Consider the following 14,752-nt stretch of genomic DNA (forward strand, 5'->3'; position numbering starts at 1 on the left):
AAATTTGAAATTGTCTCCGTGAATCAAGTGACAAAGGCGCTGGCCGGGATCATCTGCCGAAGACTGTTCAGGGTTCAATGAGAAAATCTGGATGCAGAAAGAACTCAGGCAACATCGCGGCGCGTGAATTCAATTGCCCCAACCGCTGAAGCGATCACACAACCTATCAGGCTGATGAGCAAGGCACGCGTGATGTTGCCGTTATTGATTAATACATTCATAGGCAATGTGTATGGATAAATCCTTCCCCATTTTTCCGAGTTAATCAAAACATAACCCATCACAGTCGCCGAAATGCCTGTGGCCAGGGCGACCGTGAAACTCTGCCAGCGCACACTCACCCAAATCTGTATGGCAATCATCAGCCAGGCACAGAGATAGGTTAAATAGTAAGGACGAAAAATCTGCGACCAGGGAATGTTTGAAAAGGCGAGTTGATAATCGGGCTTTAACAATCCAAGCACCAGGCCGGCGCTCGTCATACAAAGAAAAAGCACTACAGTGCTCAGCCCAATCAGCGCGAGAGCTGCAGTCAGTTTGGCCGCATAAATCGTGGTGCGCGGAATCGGCAACGCAAACAGATGCTTCCAATTCTTTTCGGAATTTTCCAGCCCGCCAAGCAGCGCCGTTTCGAGTGTAATGAACATCGGCAGCATCAACAGCGTCCAGAGCGCGATAACCTCCTGATTGAATCTCACCCAGAGTTCGCCGCCCGCAAGGGTGATGCCTTTACGCTGGTGGTAAACAAAAAAGATCAGCACCGCGACCACCAGGGGCGCAACGAAGGCCATTCTCAGTGCCAGTGTGCGTTTGAGTTTTAAAACCTCTGCGCTGATTGCTCGAAAAATGTATTGCAAATCATTCATCCTTTCGCGGGGGTTGCGACAAACTTACTCTTTGGTCATCTGCAAAAAGGTCTCTTCAAGCGACGGGCGTTCGATACTGAGCCGCGAGACTTCGAATCCTTGCCTGACTAAAAGGCTGTTAATGTTTGCGGCAGCCGCGCGCCCCTTGGCCTGGACATAAATTTTTTGTGTGCCGTTGCGCTGCACTGCAAAGCCATGTCCGGTTAACAATTGCGCGGCTTCTTCGGGTTGGTTCAATTCAATTTCAAGATGTTCCTGCATTCTTGCCTGAAGCTGTTCAAGCCTGCCCTCAAACAATAGCTTGCCTTTTTGAATAATGCCGATGTGAGTTGCCATCTGTTCGACTTCGCTTAAAAGATGACTTGAAAGAAAAACGGTGATTTCGTGTTCAGATGGCAGGCGACGAATCAATTCGCGCATTTCGTGAATGCCTGCGGGATCGAGGCCGTTGGTTGGTTCATCGAGGATTAACAAATCCGGGTCGCCCAGTAATGCCAACGCCAATCCCAGACGCTGGCGCATGCCGAGCGAATATTCGCGGGCTTTGCGGTCGGCATCCTTTTCGAGATTGACGATAGCCAGCACCCGGTCAATCTGTTTGCGACTAACGCCGCGCAGCCTGCGCGTTACTTCCAAATTTTCTCTGCCCGTCAGGTGCGAATAGAGCGACGGCGTTTCAACCAGCGAGCCGACGCGCGCGAGCACCAACAGGCGGTTTTTGCCGAGCGATTCATTAAGTAATCGCACATCGCCCTGGTTGGGGCGAATCAGGCCAAGAAGCATGCGAATGGTGGTGGTTTTACCGGCGCCGTTTGGGCCTAAGAAACCATAAATGCTGCCGCGCTCGACGCGCAGGTTGAGGTCTTCGACGGCAATGAGATTTCCATAGCGCCTCGCGAGGCGCGACGTTTCGATGGCGAGTCCTTGCATGACAGTCCTTAAAATTTACCGAATTCGGCTTTACGCAACGCGCAAGCCATTCGTTCCAAGAACTCTATTACGGATGCCAGGGAGTTAAAGGGTGCAGGGAATGTTGAGAAGGGATAATAAATTTAAATGAGAAAAATATTTTTGAGGTTGAACAAGCGGTCTCTGACCGTGTTTTACCAAACGGCGCGGTCAGAGACCGCTTGTTCAACGAATACTGTTTATTTTCGAGGATGTAAGTTGATTAACAAGGTGATGCGGGTAATTTTATGGACCTGTTTATCAACTTCTCACCATTAAAACCTCAGTTGCCGGTCAATTCTTTGACGAGCGCGCTGGCGTCATAGATTTTTTGCAGGGCTTCAAGAATGCCTGCGCTATGGACGCCGACCGCCCGCGAACCTTCCGACTCTTCGATGTACCAGTAGCGATTCGATAATTTCTGAATGTTGCTGTCGAAATTGAGTCCCACGAGTTCCCCGTTGCGGTTAATCACCGGCGAACCGGAATTGCCGCCAATCGTGTCGGCGGAGTAAACGAAGTTCAGCGGGGTCGCCAAATTGACTTTGTCTTTGCGCGCTTTGTAACGCTCCGGCAAATTGTAGGGCGCTTTTTCGTTGAAACTCAAAGCCCGGTCATACAAACCAAAAAACGTGGTTTTGTAAGGCACCAGCGTGGTGTCTTCTTCGTAGCCGATGACGCTGCCGTAAGCGAGGCGCAAATTGAAATTGGCATCGGGCGGAATGGTTTTGCCGTAAACCGCAAAACGCGCTTTGGCGATTTTTTCACCGGCACTGCTTTCAACGCTTAAAATATTTTCTTCGTACCAGGCGCGAAGTTCGCGAATAATCGGCTCGACATTGCGCGCCAAAATAATCATCGGGTCGTCGGATTTCGCAACCGCATCGGCTCCACCTTCAATCAAAGCTTTGCGAACCGCAACATCATCAAGCTTCGTGCCCTGCACGGCTTTACGCGCTGCTTCAGCGGGCGTCTGTCCATTGAGCGCCGCTTTAATAAACGGGTCGTTGGCGGTGAGCGTCTTTACGCCTTCTTCGAGCCACGCGGTTAAAACTGCCTCTTCCAGGTCTTTATAAATCGGCGCAGTTGAAAACAGACTGAATTTAAACGATTCGAGGCGATTGTCACGATATTCGTCATAGCGTTTGTCGTTGGGTTTTTGTACCTCGGTTGTATAACGAACAATCTTTGAAGCGATGTCACCGAGGCGCACCACATCAATCACCGAAAAGGCGCGGCGACGAGCAGGCACAGGCAAGGCGCGGTAAGCCGCAGAAACTTCAAGCCATGCAGTGCCATAAGCTTTTTGTAAATCGGCGCGTTTGGCAACTTCCGAACGCAGGGCTTTTTCTTCTTCCTCTTTTTTCGCCATCAAACGCGGATTAGCCAAGCCTTCCTGTTGACCTGCGAGTCGCTTGAGCGAATTGTTGAGTGAACGAATCGCGTCGCCCGCCTGTCGCGCCGGTTCCGCGCCGCGTTTGGCATATTCTTCAAGGGCGCGCAGTCGGGTTTCCCAAATCTGTTTTTGATAAACATTACCGGCATCGCGTTGATATTTAATCTGGTCAAGGGTCAGCAGTCGCGCCGTCGAACCCGGATAACCGGAAACGATGACGAATTCACCTTCGCTTGGACCCTTTTCCGACCATTTCAAAAAGTGCGGCGTCTTTGCCGGTTGCCCGTTTTCATAAGCGCGAAGAAAGGCAAAATCCAAATCGTGACGCGGGAAAGTGAAGTTGTCATAATCGCCGCCAAAAAAAGCAATCTGTTCTTCGGGCGCGCAAACCAATCGAATATCGTTGTAGCGTTTGAAACGATAGAGCCAGTATTCGCCGCCGTTATAAAACGAAATCACTTCGCATTTCAGACCATTGGCTTGTTGCGTGGATTCCTTTTCGATTTGCGCGGCGGCGGCTTTGCGCTGTTCATTGGCTTCTTTATCGCTTGCCCCCGATTTCACCGCCGATTGCACGCGCTTGGTTACCTCTTCATAAGAAACCAAAACATTGATTTCGAGGTCTTGACACTTGAGTTCTTCAGCTTTGGTTGCTGCATAAAAGCCATCATGTACGAGGTCGCGCTCTTTGGTTGAAAGTTTTTGAATCGAATTCAAAGCGACGTGGTGATTGGTGACAATCAAGCCGTCACCCGATACGAAAGCGCCCGAACCGATATTGCCGATGCGCGGCGATGATAATCGAAGGTGTTCGAGCCATTCGGCAGATGGCGTGAAATTGTATTTCTCTTTCCACTGTTTGAGCGGTGGATTATCAAACGTCCACATTCCTTCATCGGCGCGATGAACCGGAACACAAATTAAAAACGAGAGGATGATTAAAAGGGCTGAAAATTTTTTCATTGTAAATTTAGCTCCGTTAAAAGTCTTCAAATTCATTTTGCAACTCATCTATCACATTGCGCGGTAAAACAAGCTCGCCGCTGAAACCCGTGTCAATAATACATTCAACAAACAGGTTGTTTTCAAAATGCAGAACGACGCCAGCCTCCCGCCAATTATTGACTGTGTCATTTTCTGAAGCCATAACCGCCCAAGTTGTACACAGCGCGAAAGCCAATTCGGTTTAAATAAAATTGTTTACCGGGCATTGCAGCACGTCCGGCATGAACAGCTTCAGGTAAGGTATCGCCAGGAAAGTATCTGCCTGAATCGGGTTCGATAGCGACAAAGCGACCGTGATGTTCCGGCTCCAATTGCGATTTCAAATGTTCGTCATGAAATCGCTTTCCGCGCGCCGCCAAACTTTCGCCAACGTCAGTTTCAAAAGATGTCGTCATCGCAAAACTCCTTTGGTTCGGAACATTTTTAAACTGGTTTGCCGCTTCGAGTTTATCAGAATCCCGATTGATTGATGGATTTCTTGTCGAATTTCGGCGCGTATTTCTGCGCCACTTTTTCGATTTCGCTCGCTTTGCCGATTAATACGAAAACCAGATTGTCGAGCGGGTAATATTCTTTAATGATGCGCTGGGCGTCCTGCATAGTCATCGCATCAATCTTCGCATAGAGTCCGTTGATGTCGGCTTCCGTGAGTCCAAAAAATTCGAGTTGGGCAATCGCCGCTGCCAACTGGTCGGTGGTTTCAATGCTGGTCGGAAACAGACCTTTGATGTAGGTCTTTGCCGATTTCAACTCTTCTTCAGTAATACCTTTTTCGTGAAGCCGTTTCAAAATGTTCAAGGTGCGGTCAATCGCTTCTTCGGTTTTTTCGTTGCGCGTGTAGGTTGAAATGATGAACGCGCCTTTGGCTTTGCGTTCCTCAAAATTCGAGCGCGCGCCATAAGTGAGTCCGGTTTGGATGCGCAATTCGCTATTGAGCATCGAGGTGAACCTGCCGCCGAAAAGCGTATTCACGACGTTGATATAAACCCGGTCGGCATTGGTTCGGGCAATGCCGAGGTTGCCAATCATGTAAAAAGTTTGCGTCGCGTCGGGTTTATCAACAAGCAACAATTTTTTACCTTGCACAGCGGGCGCATCCGTGACCTTCAACGCCGTATTGCCTTTCGCATTCCACGCGCCGAATTTATCGGTGAGCATTTTCTCCATCTCACTCGAATTGAAATCACCGGCGACCGCCAGAATGGTATTTGCGGGCGTGTACCAGCTTTGATAGAACTTGGCGACATCCCCCTGGGTGATTGCGGCAAGCGATTTTTCGCTACCCTGTGTCGGGCGACCATAAAGGTGATTGCCATAAAGATAACCCGCGAAGTAAATGCCAATCACCCCTTGCGCGCGGTCTTTTGCAGCCTTGATGCCATCGACACGTTGTTTGATTAATTTAGTGACTTCGGCTTGCGGGAATGTCGGATTGAGCAAAGTATCCGCGAGTATGTCAAAGCCGGTCTTCATATCTTTTTTAATAAACTCGGCAGAACCTGTGGTTGCATCATAATTGACATTGGCTGCCAACTCGCCGCCGATGAAATCGAGTTCCGAAGAAACCTGGTCAGCGGTGCGCGTCTTCGTGCCTTTGCGCAAAAGTTCGGCGGTAACGGACGCGAGTCCTTCTTTACCGGCAGGGTCAGCCGTTGAACCGGCTTTGACGATGAAGTTAAAACTGATGACCGGGACTTCATGCTGTTCCATTAACAATAGCGTCATGCCATTTGGCAGTTTTACTTTTTTATAAGTCGGCAATTTTAAATCGCCATTCGCTGTGGGATAGGCAACCGCCGTTGTCGCGATCAACATTAAACACCATATGCAGGCAGATAATCTCTTCATAATTCCTCTATTCAAGCGTCTTTCAACTTGGCTTCGCATCATTATTTTTTGCTCGCGGTCTGTTGATTGGTTGTGGCAGTCTTCGATTTTTTCGCGGCGACCGAGGGTTTGCCGGATTCGACTTTTTTCGCATCAGCCGTGGTGTTGGCTTTTTCGGGAATCAGCGTTGCCACGGTGCGATGGTTTTCCGAAAAATATTTTTTCACCACGCGCTGCACATCTTCTTTGGTAACTTTCTTATAATCATCAGCCGCGTTGAACATCTTTTTGTAATCACCGAAAAATACTTCGTAGCTGCCAAGCGTGTTGGCTTTGCCGTTGATGGTTTTCTGTGTGCGATAAAAATCGGCAAGCAAAATATTTTTGGCTTTTTCCAGCTCTTTATCGGTAATCAATTCGGTTTTCAGTTTATCAATCTCCTGATAGATGACCTTTTCAACCGTTTCGGGCGCGACCCCATCTTTGGGTTGCGCGGTGATTTCAAAAAGCGAGGGGTCGAAACTGAAGCCGAACCCCAAACCGCCGCGCACCGAAAGCGCCAGTTGGTCTTTATCAACCAGACGTTGATACAGGCGCGAACTGTCGCCCGCGAACAACACATTTTCTAAAACGCGAAGCGGATAATAATCCGGGTGTGCCGATTCGGGTATGTGATAGCCCATCATCAAAATCGGCAACTGCGCAAATTTTTTCAGCACGATGCGGCGTTCACCAAGCTGTTCGGGTTCCGTGGTCGTAACTTTTGCCGGCAGTTCGCGGGCGCGAATCGGTGCGATATATTTTTGCGCAAACTTGATAATTTCATCGGCGCTCACATCGCCGACCACAACCATCGTGGCGTTGTTTGGCGCATAGCCCATCTCGAAATGTTTTTTGAGGTCTTCCATTTTCCAGTTTTCAATATCGACCATCCAGCCGACCACCGGCCACTGATAGGGATGCGCCGTGAACGCCGCCGCATAAAGCTGTTCGTTCAGCAGTCCGAAATTATTGGCATCAACCGAAGTGCGCCGTTCGCTTGCCACCACGCCGCGTTCGGATTCGATAATCTTGGGGTCGAAGGCGAGGTTTTGAATGCGGTCGCCTTCGAGGTCAAAAATCAATTCAAGCGCCGAGGGCGTGAACCAGTCCTGATAAACCGTCACATCGTTTGAGGTGTAAGCGTTGTTGCGCCCGCCGGCGGCTTCCATCACGCGGTCAAATTCGCCCGCGCCATATTTTTTCGCGCCGTTAAACATCATGTGCTCGAAGAAATGTGAAAGCCCCGTAGTGCCGGGTCGTTCATTGCGCGAGCCGATGCGATAAAAAATATAGAGCGCCACACTCGGAATCGAGTGGTCTTCCTGAATTAAAATCTTCATCCCGTTTGTAAGCTGATGGGTTTTGACTTCAAAACTCTGGGCTTTGGTTGGGGTTGAATTGAAGGTGACAAAGAATAGAGCCAGAAACAGGCTGACAGTTGATTGCAAAAATTTCATATAACAATTCCTCATTGATCGGGCAGTATCGCTTTACCGGTTAAGCAATCGTAACTGAATAGTCAAGCCCACAGCAAGCGGCGCTTTATTGACGAAATTAAAGCCCGGAGTTTGTGAATTACACGGGCGCTGGTATTATCACACACGAGATGAGCGAAAAAATTTTAGTCACCGGAGCCACGGGATTTGTCGGCAGCCATCTGGTTGAGCGTTTGATTGAATGCGGCAAACAGGTGCGCTGCCTGGTGCGAAAATCAAGTAACCTCAGATACCTCACCCATCCGCAAATTGAATTGGTTTACGGCGGACTTGATGGCTCGACCAACTGGGAAGAGGCGTTTGCCGATGTCGGAATGGTTTATCACGTCGCCGGGTTGACCTTTGCCAGACGCCCACAAGACTATTTCATCGTCAATCATCAGGGCACCGAAGCGATTGTCTCGGCGACGCTGTTGCATCGTGAACAGATAAAAAAATTCGTGCATGTCAGTTCGCTTGCGGCGGTCGGTCCCGGCGTCAAAGACCGTCCGGTTGACGAAGACACAACCCCCGCGCCGATTACCGCTTACGGACGCAGCAAATTGATGGGCGAAGAGGTGGTGTTGGCTGCCGCAGATTTATTACCAGTGACCATCGTGCGACCCCCTGCGGTTTATGGGCCGCGCGATTACGCGATCTATGAAATGTTCAAAGCGATTGCCAGAGGTTTTTCTCCTTCGATTGGCAAATATGATAAGCAAATCAGTCTGGTGCATGTTTTCGATTTAGCCGATGGCATCATTCTCGCAGGTGAAAGCGACAACGCTAACGGGCGAGTCTATTTCATTTCAAGCGAAGAAATTTATTCTTATGATGCGCTGGTTGAAATGATTGCAAAAATTTTTAATCGCAAAGTGCGTTCGCTCGCGATACCGAAAAGCCTGGCTTACAGCGTGGCGGCAGTTGCCGAAGTCGCTTCAGCCATCACCCGCAAAGCGCCTGTGATGAATCGCGATAAAGTGACCGATTTTTCGCAGGAAAACTGGGGTTGTTCGATTGCCCGGGCTAAAAAAGAGTTGGGTTACGAACAACAGATTCCCATCGAAGAAGGCTTGCGCCGCACCATTGACTGGTACAGGAAAGAAGGATGGTTGTAAAAGAAGAAGGGGAGACCGGGAGACCGGGAGGCGGGGAGACGGCAAACTTTCAAACTCCTTTGCAAGAGCCTGTGCAAGCTACTACGCGAGAGCCTCTTCAAACTTCCACACAAAACCGCACCCTAAGCGTAGGTCAGGACGGCGCAAGCGGCGCTAAACAAAAATTACCTGAGGGCGCAGTCTACGATGGGCGATTGACACCCGCCGATAAAGTCTTCATTGCTTATCTGCTAATCCTTGCCGGTTTAATTTTATTGGCGATTGAACGCATTGAGCATTGGGCAATGTTACTGTTGCTTCATGCGTTGAGCCTGGGCTTTATCGTCTTACTGGCAAAAGTAATTGCGCCGAAACTGGGCAATGTCGGGCGATTCATTCGCGGCTGGTATGCCGTACCGTTTATTCCTACGACGTTTAAAGAGCTTGAATATTTGATTCCGCGCCTGCACCCGCGTGATTTCGACTGGCAACTGGCGGCTATTGATTACCGCGTGTTTGGCGTGCATCCGACCATCTGGCTCGAACGTTTGCACGTTCCGTTGCTCACGGAAATTTTTCAAATCGTTTATGCGACCTACTATTTTTATCCGGTGATTTTAGGTGTGGTACTCTGGCTGAGAGGCGATTTTGAGAGATTTCACTTCTGGGTATTTATTCTGATGTGCGGATTTTATTTATCGTATCTGGGCTATATCGCTGTACCGGCAATCGGGCCGCGATTTATTCTCGCCGACCAACAGAGCTTGCCGCTTTCGGGCGTCTGGTTATTCGATACGATTCGCGGGACGCTTGATCGAGCCGAGGGCATTACGCGGGATTGTTTCCCCAGCGGGCATACGGAAATCACATTGCTGGTACTTTTTTATGCGTGGAAATTTCATCGGCGAACCTTTCAATGGATGTGGTTGCCGCTTTTCGCCATCATTGTTTCAACGGTTTATTTGCGCTATCACTACGTTGTCGATGTGGTGGCGGGTGTGGTTGCGGCGCTTTTGGTGATTGCCGCCGCCAAACCAATGTATCGCTGGCTTGGCGGTGGTGAAATTGAAACGACCGATTAAGATTGGTGATGGTTGCCATTGAGTTGATGGTTCACCACCTTAATCGAAAGGGCGATTAAATACCGATTAACCATTTCTTTATCCATTGCCTGAGCCAATTCATCTTCAAGCCTTCTGAGCGCCTGAGAGCGATTTTCAATCAATCGTTGATAAACGTGTTCTACTAAATCATCGACCATAGCGTTGGTGTTTTTATTGTGTGTTTCTGCTTCTGCCTTCAAATTGAGAGAGGTGATGACGCTGGTATGAATCGTGCGATGAAATCGCGACACAAATTCATTCCAGGCAACCGCATCGGGGGGGCGGAGTGTACATCGCTGTATCAACTCCAAAGCGGTCATCCGACCAGCGCCATTTCTTGTGTAATCGTGATTAGGGTTCTCCATTTTCTCTCCACTGTTTTGGCGGTCAATGTTTTATTTTTATGCGTGTACTAGCGTTAAGTATCTTTGGCCCAAGTTGGTGGATTTGGCTGCTGCCTTGATTTGAGCAAGCGATTCGGGGCAAACCAGAAGCACCCGTATGGCAGTTTCTGTGAAATGGATTTTCTTGTCATTCACCAGCTGGCATAGTTCCAGCGTGCTCAAGCCAAAAATGGCGGTCGCTTCATCCAGTGATAACATCGTGGTGTCTTCGCTGCAAACCGGGCAATTCGGTTTAATCGCTTTGCTGCGACGGCGTATCACCATCACCTCGTGAGTTTCTACGATGATTTCAGTTCTTGTTGTATCCACGTCCTGACCTCAGAAAAGTTTGCTTGGGTCAGCGAACTGTGATATTTTTGCACCCAAAGTTTATTAGGTTCAGGCTTCCCTGTTCACTGACCTCAAGTTTGCACTGTGACAATTTCATATTGGGTTCGCTAAAATCCTTAGCAAACTTTGAATCTTTTATGAAAAAACTCTGAATAAGACTTAACAGGTAGTGATATGAAGCATTTATACAGATTCGGCGATTTTTATTTAGACCCCCAAAACAAATCTTTATTAAAAGACCAGGCGACGATTCAGCTTGCGCCCAAGACCTTCGACACCCTTTTGGTGCTGGTTGAAAAAAACGGTAATGTCGTAACCAAAGATGAATTGTTACAGAAAGTCTGGCAGGGCGCTGCCATTGAAGAGAACAATTTAAACCAACAGATTTCCGCTCTGCGGAAAACTTTGGGTGAAGCGCCCGATGGCATGAAGTTCATCGAAACGATTCCGAAACGCGGTTACAAATTCGTCGCCCCGGTTGAAGAAGTCGATGACGCCATCATCATCGAAAAGCATAAACTCTCGCGCGTGGTCATTGAACATCGAAGCGGCGAGCAGGCGCAGGTTGCAACAGCGGAACTCACAGACCCGGCGACTAAAGTTTTACCTGAGACTCAGCAAAGCTTTTGGCAAACCCGGCAAAAGGTGATTGCGGCTTTCCTGATACTTCTGATGCTCATCGGCGGCTACACGATTTGGCGATACTTCAAACCGGTTGATAGTCCTGAAGCTCAGTGGAGCAACGGCATCATTGAAACTCAGCTTATTTCCGTAAAAGCAAATGTCGGCGGAGGTATTGGTTCATGCAAATTTTCACCTGACGGAAAGCTGGTGGCTTATACTGATGAAAGAGATAATTATCTCAACATTCGAGTCACTAAAGTTGGCAGCAACGTTTCAAGAGCGATTACCGATGAAAAATCGATAAATCAAAGCCCGGTCTGGTCGCCTGATGGTGGGCAGATTGCTTTTTTATCTGACCGGGGCAGTAAACTCGGACTGTGGGCGGTGGATTCTTTTGGCGGCGCGCCGAAACCTCTCATCACGTTTGATGACTTCGGAGAAAAGGGCAAAGAGGGTAAACCATCACTTATCAAATGGTCAAAAAACGAAAAAATTTACTATCAATGGGGCAGCAATTTATTTAGCGTCGATTTAAATTCAAAAGCCATTTCGCAAATCACGTCATTTGACCAGACAAAATTTTTTACCAGAGATTTCGACATTTCAGCCGACGAAAACTATATCGTGTATTTGGATAAACAGAACAACCAGTCCGATATTTGGCAACTGCCGATGCAGGGTGGCACTCCGGTTCAACTTACCAGTGATGCAGCAACCGAACGTAGTCCGTTGTGGTATCCTGACGGGAAACACTTGGTTTACAAATCAATCACCGATGCCACCAATCAAATCTGTTTATACAATCTCGAAAGCCGAGAGATAACCCAGATTAAACTTGAAAACGACGATGGCGCTTTGAGGGATATATCACCCGATGGTCAGCAGATACTCTATTCTCAAAGAAAAATTGAATCGGATATATGGAAACTGGATGTAGATAATCCCGAAGAAATTCCGCTGACTGCGGAATCGGATTTGGAATCCTGGGCGGACGCTTCACCCGATGGCACAACCATCGCCTATCAAGTGATTAAAGGAACCCAGGGAAGATGGGATTTTAAAGAAAGCCGGTTATTTATTAAACCGATTGCTTCGGAAAGTCCGGCAACTGAACTCGCGGCGAAAGCCTATGACCCGCAATGGTCACCCGATGGAAAAAGCATCGCATTTCTTCGGGTTGTCGAGGGGTTCCATGACCTCTGTGTGATTAGCGCGATGGGCGGGCAGGAACGAAATCTGGTAGCGGGCAATGTTCAATATGGTGGTTCAGTTCCTCCGGCAATGCTTCGCTCACTGCCCAAAGATTATTGCTGGTCGCCCGATAGCAGCAAAATTGCTTATAGCTACCGGCAAGATGAAGTGAACAATATCTGGGTAGTAGCGGCAGATGGCTCCGACAATCGGAAAATTTCAAACAATCTGGATACAAACCTCGAAGTAAAATGCCCGATGTGGTCGCCTGATGGCAAACGCCTTGCCTATATTTCCGGTTACACTCCTCCCCCAAATGAAAATCAACGTTGGAGTTTATGGGTTTCCGATTCGGATAAGCCGGTATTTCAAACGGCTTCCGTTTTACAATTACTGGGCTGGGCAGGAGAAAACGAATTCATAGTCGCAAGCGTTGAAAACGAAAGGGGCAATAAAGCCAACCTTACAAAAGTGACATTGTCAAAAATTTCCCCCGCAGGTGAACAAAAAATTGCCACTCTCGAATCGACCTACCTTGCCAATATTTATTTATCGCCGGATGGTAAGCAGGTAGCATTTGTGGCGGTGCAAAACGGCAAAGGAAATATTTATCTGATGCCAGTTGGCGGAGGCGAGGTTAAACCATTAACCAACAATCCTGACCCAAGGGTGCTCTTTTCGACACTCAACTGGTCAGCCGACAGCAAAACCCTGTTTTACGGGAAAACCGGGTTAATTAACGGATTAACTCTGATTACGAGCAAAGGAGACGAATAGATGAACTCAGAAAAAGCTTTCACCATCAATGTCCTCAGCAAAAACGCAAAAGCCCACGCCGAAATTGTCGAGCGTGATTTTTATGCGGAAGATTTCAGAACCTTTTTAGTCCTCAGAGAGGTTCTCGATATTTTTCAGCGACGAATGATTGATTATTATCTGGCGGGCGAAACCGTTGAAGAGCGCAACGCCCGCGCCGCCGAAATCGAAAAAGGCATCAGCGCCATTCCCAATGAAATTTGGATGATTGACCAACTTCAATGCCATGATGATGGGGATTGTCCCGATGGGCAAAGATGCCTTGATGGGGTTTGCCAAGCCATGATGCAAGAGCGCGCTAAGGCATTAAAAGCATTTGCACAATCCGGTTCTCTGAAACCGTAATATTGCGATTTCCTCAATCATTTGGTTAAATTTCGCGGCTCCATAAAAACATTCTTGGTTGAATCAACGCTAAATAGTTTTGGGGTAGCGTTAGCTCTCATGTAGGTTTATGACTTTGGATGCTCCATTCGTCATAAATAAATATCAACGCTCAACAATATGGAGGATTAAATGGTAAAAAAACAAACTTTAGTCGTTCTTTTGATTGTGGTAATGGTTGCTGTCGTTCTTAGCATAGGGGTTGTTACACCTACTTCAAAAGCTGTCCAAAACACATCTCAGGTTGAAAATTCTCAACGTTGCTCTGAAGACAGCCAGTGTCCAACTGGGCAAAAATGTATCAATGGAACATGTCAGGAAACCGCGAAATAGGGTGCAGAACATTAAGACGGTTGTGTAATCTACCGCTTTTGAGAATTCAAAATTCAAATCATTGTGCAGCTACTCTTTGTACAAACATACGTAAAGAATAGCTGCACATCTTTCAAGCCGAGGGGATAAACTCAGGGTCTTGCTGGCGGACGCGCTCAGCCTTTAAGAAGTCGAAATAAGCGCAACGCCTGCCGTCCGGATATTCGCGACAAACGTCGGGTCGCGCTGCATAAATTGTGCAACGGCGTTCGCTCTGGTCGAAAAACTGGCAGGTGGATTTGAAGACATGGTCTTTGCGATGACGCAAAATGCGTTCGCCCCAGGCAAACTTGGTGAATTTTTTCTCAGCCTGTTCATAAGTCAGATTGAAACGTTTGGCTAATCGGGTGATGTCTTTTTTGGTGACTTCGATGCGGTCATAACTGCAACAATAACCGGGACACTGCGCACAATCGTATAAAACCCGCAAAACCTTACCGTTGGTTTGAGACATTCGGCGTTCCTTCAGCGTAAAGAATTTCTAAAGCCAAGCATTCTATACTGCCCTCGTAGCTTTCAACAAATTGTTACTTTCATTCGCTGTAAAAATTTAAAAGCCACCCTGTAGGTGGCTTGTTGTTTTTGACAAAACTGGGGAAAACCGGTAAGCCGATGCTTGGCAAATTTGCCTATTCGTCTTCCCATTCATCCTCTTCTTCTTCTACGGCTACGTCCAGTTCGATTGGGTCAAGACCAACGACTTCTAACATGACGCCGCAATCGTCGCATTCAACCGTATCGCCCTTGTCCATATCCTCATCAACTTGAACATCAGCATCGCATTCCGGGCAAGTCCCTCTTGGCATATCTCAATCCTCCGTTGTATTTCTTTCCACCATTGGTTGTGGATTGCTAACAGCAAATATCTAAAC

General features: G+C 48.0%; 16 protein-coding genes. 5 read left to right on the forward strand and 11 right to left on the reverse strand.

Translation table 11 applies throughout. The annotated features are described in order from the left end of the window. Window positions 1-104 precede the first annotated feature (104 nt). The 7 genes from AB1757_04415 to AB1757_04445 all read right to left on the reverse strand — a co-directional run bounded on the left by AB1757_04415 (window position 105) and on the right by AB1757_04445 (window position 7,541). Window positions 105-866: an ABC transporter permease gene (locus AB1757_04415; GenBank protein MEW6126286.1), complete on the reverse strand. Its 762-nt coding sequence runs from the start codon at window positions 864-866 to the stop codon at window positions 105-107. A 24-nt stretch (window positions 867-890) separates the two neighbouring features. After that, window positions 891-1,796, reverse strand: a complete 906-nt coding sequence (locus AB1757_04420) for an ATP-binding cassette domain-containing protein (GenBank protein ID MEW6126287.1) — start codon at window positions 1,794-1,796, stop codon at window positions 891-893. A 301-nt stretch (window positions 1,797-2,097) separates the two neighbouring features. Next, complete coding sequence (locus tag AB1757_04425; protein MEW6126288.1) at window positions 2,098-4,173, reverse strand: S46 family peptidase; 2,076 nt, start codon at window positions 4,171-4,173, stop codon at window positions 2,098-2,100. 16 nt (window positions 4,174-4,189) lie between these two features. Then, window positions 4,190-4,357 (reverse strand): hypothetical protein, encoded by a 168-nt coding sequence (locus tag AB1757_04430; protein ID MEW6126289.1) that lies wholly within the window; start codon window positions 4,355-4,357, stop codon window positions 4,190-4,192. Beyond that, window positions 4,341-4,610 (reverse strand): hypothetical protein, encoded by a 270-nt coding sequence (locus AB1757_04435; protein ID MEW6126290.1) that lies wholly within the window; start codon window positions 4,608-4,610, stop codon window positions 4,341-4,343. Before AB1757_04435 ends, AB1757_04430 begins: the two co-directional genes overlap by 17 nt. A gap of 55 nt (window positions 4,611-4,665) precedes the next feature. Then, the gene (locus AB1757_04440) at window positions 4,666-6,063 is read right to left on the reverse strand and encodes a pitrilysin family protein (protein MEW6126291.1); all 1,398 of its coding nucleotides are present in this window, start codon (window positions 6,061-6,063) and stop codon (window positions 4,666-4,668) included. Between the two features lie 41 nt (window positions 6,064-6,104). Further along, window positions 6,105-7,541: a pitrilysin family protein gene (locus AB1757_04445; protein ID MEW6126292.1), complete on the reverse strand. Its 1,437-nt coding sequence runs from the start codon at window positions 7,539-7,541 to the stop codon at window positions 6,105-6,107. Between the two features lie 113 nt (window positions 7,542-7,654). On the opposite strand from AB1757_04445, the gene AB1757_04450 reads away from it, so the two are divergent. Both AB1757_04450 and AB1757_04455 read left to right on the forward strand, forming a co-directional pair. Next, window positions 7,655-8,677, forward strand: a complete 1,023-nt coding sequence (locus AB1757_04450; GenBank protein MEW6126293.1) for an NAD-dependent epimerase/dehydratase family protein — start codon at window positions 7,655-7,657, stop codon at window positions 8,675-8,677. Beyond that, window positions 8,668-9,738, forward strand: coding sequence for a phosphatase PAP2 family protein (locus tag AB1757_04455; protein ID MEW6126294.1), 1,071 nt, complete (start codon window positions 8,668-8,670; stop codon window positions 9,736-9,738). The genes AB1757_04450 and AB1757_04455 overlap by 10 nt, the downstream gene beginning before the upstream one ends. On the opposite strand, the gene AB1757_04460 is transcribed toward AB1757_04455, so the two are convergent. Further along, window positions 9,735-10,124, reverse strand: a complete 390-nt coding sequence (locus tag AB1757_04460; protein ID MEW6126295.1) for a hypothetical protein — start codon at window positions 10,122-10,124, stop codon at window positions 9,735-9,737. The genes AB1757_04455 and AB1757_04460 overlap by 4 nt on opposite strands. A 36-nt stretch (window positions 10,125-10,160) precedes the next feature. After that, window positions 10,161-10,472 carry a hypothetical protein gene (locus AB1757_04465; protein ID MEW6126296.1) on the reverse strand — a complete coding sequence of 104 codons (312 nt, stop codon included), beginning with the start codon at window positions 10,470-10,472 and terminating at the stop codon, window positions 10,161-10,163. 195 nt (window positions 10,473-10,667) lie between these two features. On the opposite strand from AB1757_04465, the gene AB1757_04470 reads away from it, so the two are divergent. The 3 genes from AB1757_04470 (at window position 10,668) to AB1757_04480 (ending at window position 13,841) form a co-directional block, all read left to right on the forward strand. Then, a complete protein-coding gene (locus AB1757_04470) occupies window positions 10,668-13,085 on the forward strand; it encodes a winged helix-turn-helix domain-containing protein (protein MEW6126297.1) in 2,418 nt (805 codons plus the stop codon). Continuing rightward, a complete protein-coding gene (locus AB1757_04475) occupies window positions 13,086-13,469 on the forward strand; it encodes a hypothetical protein (GenBank protein ID MEW6126298.1) in 384 nt (127 codons plus the stop codon). It begins immediately after the preceding gene. Window positions 13,470-13,640: 171 nt separating this feature from the next. Beyond that, entirely contained in the window at window positions 13,641-13,841 is a 201-nt protein-coding gene (locus tag AB1757_04480) for a Dickkopf N-terminal cysteine-rich domain-containing protein (GenBank protein MEW6126299.1), read from the forward strand. Window positions 13,842-13,953: 112 nt separating this feature from the next. On the opposite strand, the gene AB1757_04485 is transcribed toward AB1757_04480, so the two are convergent. Together AB1757_04485 and AB1757_04490 are read right to left on the reverse strand one after the other, a co-directional pair. Further along, the gene (locus AB1757_04485) at window positions 13,954-14,334 is read right to left on the reverse strand and encodes a YkgJ family cysteine cluster protein (protein MEW6126300.1); all 381 of its coding nucleotides are present in this window, start codon (window positions 14,332-14,334) and stop codon (window positions 13,954-13,956) included. A gap of 175 nt (window positions 14,335-14,509) precedes the next feature. Then, window positions 14,510-14,686 carry a lysine biosynthesis protein LysW gene (locus tag AB1757_04490; GenBank protein MEW6126301.1) on the reverse strand — a complete coding sequence of 59 codons (177 nt, stop codon included), beginning with the start codon at window positions 14,684-14,686 and terminating at the stop codon, window positions 14,510-14,512. Between the last annotated feature and the right edge of the window lie 66 nt (window positions 14,687-14,752).

The sequence above is a fragment of the Acidobacteriota bacterium genome, assembly GCA_040754075.1.
GTDB lineage: Bacteria > Acidobacteriota > Blastocatellia > UBA7656 > UBA7656 > JBFMDH01.

Bases quoted from the DNA above. Each gene is read 5' to 3' on its own strand.
- AB1757_04415 (MEW6126286.1), bottom strand. From the start codon at position 866: ATGAATGATTTGCAATACATTTTTCGAGCAATCAGCGCAGAGGTTTTA.
- AB1757_04420 (MEW6126287.1), bottom strand. From the start codon at position 1,796: ATGCAAGGACTCGCCATCGAAACGTCGCGCCTCGCGAGGCGCTATGGA.
- AB1757_04425 (MEW6126288.1), bottom strand. From the start codon at position 4,173: ATGAAAAAATTTTCAGCCCTTTTAATCATCCTCTCGTTTTTAATTTGT.
- AB1757_04430 (MEW6126289.1), bottom strand. From the start codon at position 4,357: ATGGCTTCAGAAAATGACACAGTCAATAATTGGCGGGAGGCTGGCGTC.
- AB1757_04435 (MEW6126290.1), bottom strand. From the start codon at position 4,610: ATGACGACATCTTTTGAAACTGACGTTGGCGAAAGTTTGGCGGCGCGC.
- AB1757_04440 (MEW6126291.1), bottom strand. From the start codon at position 6,063: ATGAAGAGATTATCTGCCTGCATATGGTGTTTAATGTTGATCGCGACA.
- AB1757_04445 (MEW6126292.1), bottom strand. From the start codon at position 7,541: ATGAAATTTTTGCAATCAACTGTCAGCCTGTTTCTGGCTCTATTCTTT.
- AB1757_04455 (MEW6126294.1), top strand. From the start codon at position 8,668: ATGGTTGTAAAAGAAGAAGGGGAGACCGGGAGACCGGGAGGCGGGGAG.
- AB1757_04460 (MEW6126295.1), bottom strand. From the start codon at position 10,124: ATGGAGAACCCTAATCACGATTACACAAGAAATGGCGCTGGTCGGATG.
- AB1757_04470 (MEW6126297.1), top strand. From the start codon at position 10,668: ATGAAGCATTTATACAGATTCGGCGATTTTTATTTAGACCCCCAAAAC.
- AB1757_04475 (MEW6126298.1), top strand. From the start codon at position 13,086: ATGAACTCAGAAAAAGCTTTCACCATCAATGTCCTCAGCAAAAACGCA.
- AB1757_04480 (MEW6126299.1), top strand. From the start codon at position 13,641: ATGGTAAAAAAACAAACTTTAGTCGTTCTTTTGATTGTGGTAATGGTT.
- AB1757_04485 (MEW6126300.1), bottom strand. From the start codon at position 14,334: ATGTCTCAAACCAACGGTAAGGTTTTGCGGGTTTTATACGATTGTGCG.
- AB1757_04490 (MEW6126301.1), bottom strand. From the start codon at position 14,686: ATGCCAAGAGGGACTTGCCCGGAATGCGATGCTGATGTTCAAGTTGAT.